General features: G+C 35.1%; 5 protein-coding genes and 1 tRNA gene. All 6 read right to left on the minus strand.

All coding sequences use genetic code 11. The features are described from left to right. The coding region (locus AB1422_09330; protein ID MEW6619514.1) for a class I SAM-dependent DNA methyltransferase at positions 1–1,103 on the minus strand (1,103 nt) is incomplete at its 3' end. Beyond that, entirely contained in the window at positions 1,100–1,267 is a 168-nt protein-coding gene (locus tag AB1422_09335; GenBank protein MEW6619515.1) for a winged helix-turn-helix transcriptional regulator, read from the minus strand. The genes AB1422_09330 and AB1422_09335, both read right to left, overlap by 4 nt. Before the next feature lies 1 nt (position 1,268). Then, positions 1,269–2,477 carry an RNA-binding domain-containing protein gene (locus AB1422_09340; protein ID MEW6619516.1) on the minus strand — a complete coding sequence of 403 codons (1,209 nt, stop codon included), beginning with the start codon at positions 2,475–2,477 and terminating at the stop codon, positions 1,269–1,271. A 1-nt stretch (position 2,478) separates the two neighbouring features. Next, positions 2,479–2,814, minus strand: coding sequence for a hypothetical protein (locus AB1422_09345; GenBank protein ID MEW6619517.1), 336 nt, complete (start codon positions 2,812–2,814; stop codon positions 2,479–2,481). A 165-nt stretch (positions 2,815–2,979) separates the two neighbouring features. Further along, positions 2,980–3,120, minus strand: coding sequence for a hypothetical protein (locus AB1422_09350; protein MEW6619518.1), 141 nt, complete (start codon positions 3,118–3,120; stop codon positions 2,980–2,982). A 110-nt stretch (positions 3,121–3,230) separates the two neighbouring features. Then, positions 3,231–3,320 (minus strand) — tRNA-Ser (locus AB1422_09355). Positions 3,321–3,325 lie beyond the last annotated feature (5 nt).

Genomic DNA, 3,325 nt, shown 5'->3' on the forward strand with positions numbered 1-3,325 from the left:
GACAGGTCAACTCTTTCCTCTTCCTGTTGAAAAAATAAATAGTCCGGGATGATTGAGTGCTTTGCTGGGTTTCTTGAAAACCCATCCACATAAATCACCTTTCCTGTTTCATCTTCTTTATCAAGGCAATCAAATAAACCACCGTTTAAGAAAGGAATGTCCTTAAGGAGTTTCAAAACCTCGTCTTTACTTATCAAGAACTTACCACCATAACGATATAGGTTTTTGACGCCATATTCTTTTTTATTTACTTCAACGCCACCCTCCTGCACAAACTTCCTTTCATCCATCTTTTGATTCAATGTGCCAAAGAAGAGGTTTTGCAGGATAGCATTGTAAAAATTAGACGCTTTATTGCTGTTCATAAAGTCCTTTAGAATTCCTGCAAGTTTCTCTCTTGAGAACAAATCAGGCAGAATTAAGCCCTTTTCCATCAAAAACCAGATGAAGATAATTCTTGTGATTAAACGAATAAGATTTGTTGCATTGCGTATCTCTTTATCCCTGTCAGGGTCAGTGCTGTGTTTATAATCATCGGGAAACTTAATTTTGTCCATCGCCCAGAAATACCAGGTTTGAATCTCACTATAAAACTGCTTTCTAACAGGGTCAACAGAGAATGCTTCTTTGATATTTGCTAATGTAGAAAGATTCCCCTCACCGATTTGTTTAAGGAAGGTTTTGTTAGTAATTTCTCTACTTACAAAATAGGTAAATCTTTTGAAATTACTCCAGTCTCGGCGTGTTCCCAGATAATTAGTGTAAATTAAACTGAAACGGAAATTGCCCTGAGGGGTATAAAAAATAAATATTCCTGCATCTGCTTGTTGTTCTTTTAATATTTTTTTACCAAGGTTATATTGTGCTTTTTTGCCCGAGCGTTCTGTAAGTTCTTTTTTGACCAGAAATGAACAGACAATAAGTTCTCCGTCATCAAGTTTGCCTTCGGCTAAAATCTTTCCTTCTGTCCAATTGTTTTCGGCATCGTCATAACCAAGTGGTTCATCAGGATACCTCATCTTATCGTTTTTTGCCCGGAAAAATCTTTCAAACCTATCAGGAGAAAATTCGCTAATTATATTATCTAAAATTTCTTTGCTCATTTTGACCTCTTAATAACTTTCCAATAGCCACCTTTATCGGGACCGATTCTCTTTAATATCCCTTTTTTCTTTAAGCTAAATAAATGATGCCTGATGCTACCCTCTGTTAAACTCAGTTTTTGCATCAATTCACGCATTGAAATGTTTGGATTCTCTAATACCATATTAATTATTTTCTGGATGTTTTCTGGATGTTTTCTGGGTAGTTTTTTCCTCAGACCTGCGGGTGGTTTCAGAGGATTGGGCAAGCTTTAAATAGTTATAACTCTGTCTGAAAGTTACATAAAAGTAATTCTCACTAAATTCAACATCAGGAAAAGGCGAATTTTCCTTTTTACAGATTTCTCGAATTCTATCAAAACCTGTTCCCATTTTCTCACCAAAGTGAATCTTGGAAAATAAATCAGCAATAATATGATTTCTTCTAAATACAGTTTTACCGAGAACAAAATTAGACGGTTTCTGCCAGTAATTTTCAATTTTGATTCTGTCTGGTAAAAACTTCAAAATATTATTATGCCTATGCTCAAAATAGTATTTATGCATCACCGAATTTATAACTGCTTCTCTGATAGCATCAAATGGATATTCATATATGTTTTCTCTCTGAGGCATACCAGTAAACCTATAAGCTACTTTTGCATACAGCCGAATAAAATCCATAACCTTATTGACTATCTCGAACAAACTTCCCATAATTTCCTTCCTGTCTATCACATCAGTACCTTCGTTATTTTTAAAAAGAGCAACAGTAAAAACTGACCAGGGAATAAACTTCTGTGGTTCTCTGGCAAAGAAAAGAACTCCTGCATTATTAAAATATAATCTTCCTTCCTGTTTCTCGGTAACCTCTAAACTCAAAAGCACTGTTTCTGTTTTTGTTGATTTAGATAGACCTGCAAGTTCTAGAAAACTGTTCAGTTTTTCTCGGGAAAAATCTTTTGGGTATTTAAATTTTGGAACAGTTAATTCTTCAAAGTGGATTTTACCTTCTGATTTAAAGATTTCAATTATTTCATTTCTCATCATTTTCTGGGAGTTTGGTCCTATCCTTTTAAAAAATCCAGAAGAACATTCGTAGGGTTTATCAGTTCCTTCGCGGACATTGATGAGCAATATATTCCCGAGTTCTTCTAATAGGATGAATGGCTTTGGCCTACAATTATTTGCTATATCCTGGATTTGTGATTTTAACTTGTTTGAGATTGTAATTCCTTTTGGTTGTCCATTATCACTTATTCCAAGAAAAATCTTTCCACCGGAAGCATTTGCAAAGGCGACAATTTCTTTGTCCAATCCATTGATATTCTCTTTGAATTCTATTTTGTAACCTTCGCCTTCTTTTAAAATTAGATTTAATTCTTCTTTTTTCATATTATTTTTGATTCTCAATGGCAACAATTATTTCTTTGGTTAAATCTTTCTGCCTTGATTTTTCCTTTTCTAAATAATTTTCACCAAGTTCCTCTTTCAAGGCATTAATTTCTTTGATTGACCTTTCAACCTTTTTCTCATCCCCACTTTCCAGATTGGCTATACGACGCAAAGTATAATCAGGTAATGTTCCGTAATCCAGAATATCTTCAAGCAGAGTTTTAAGAAAGTCTTTGTGTTCAAATATTCTTTCATCCTGAATCCTGTTAAGGAATGTCTTTAGATTGTTTATTGCCTGTTGTTCGAGACTTTTTTCAGATGCAGGAACTGGACGCACCTCTCTAAAAGATTAAATTTCTCGCAAAGGCGCAAAGAACGCAAAGTACTCAGAAATTCCAAATTCCAAACACCAAATTCTATTCGTTCAGAGTTCATTGTTTAAGACTCCTGGTTTATTCGTTCAACGAATAACGATAAATGGATTGATGTGGAAGTTTGAATTTTAGTCATTGGGATTTATTTGTCCTTTGGAATTTGTGATTTGAAATTTCTTTGAGTCCTTTGCGCCTTTGCGAGAGGAATATCTTTTACCACCGATGACTGACCCATTACCTGTTTTACTGTTGGTTATAAAGTTTTTCATAAGATTACTCAACCTTACTTTTACCTTCCTGGAAGGAGTATCCTTTATTTCTATAACTCTTTCAATGCGAAGTTGTTAAGTAGAAAATAGGTGTGATTTGTAATGTCAACTGGCGGAGAGAGAGGGATTCGAACCCTCGGACGAGTTTCCCCGTCATACGCTTTCCAGGCGTACCTGTTCAGCCACTCCAGCATCTCTCCCAGGA

It is taken from the genome of bacterium, assembly GCA_040757115.1.
In the GTDB taxonomy this organism is placed as follows: Bacteria; UBA9089; CG2-30-40-21; order CG2-30-40-21; family SBAY01; genus JBFLXS01.

Coding starts and splice junctions, on each gene's coding strand:
- AB1422_09335 (MEW6619515.1), bottom strand. CDS start 1,267: ATGGTATTAGAGAATCCAAACATTTCAATGCGTGAATTGATGCAAAAA.
- AB1422_09340 (MEW6619516.1), bottom strand. CDS start 2,477: ATGAAAAAAGAAGAATTAAATCTAATTTTAAAAGAAGGCGAAGGTTAC.
- AB1422_09350 (MEW6619518.1), bottom strand. CDS start 3,120: ATGAAAAACTTTATAACCAACAGTAAAACAGGTAATGGGTCAGTCATC.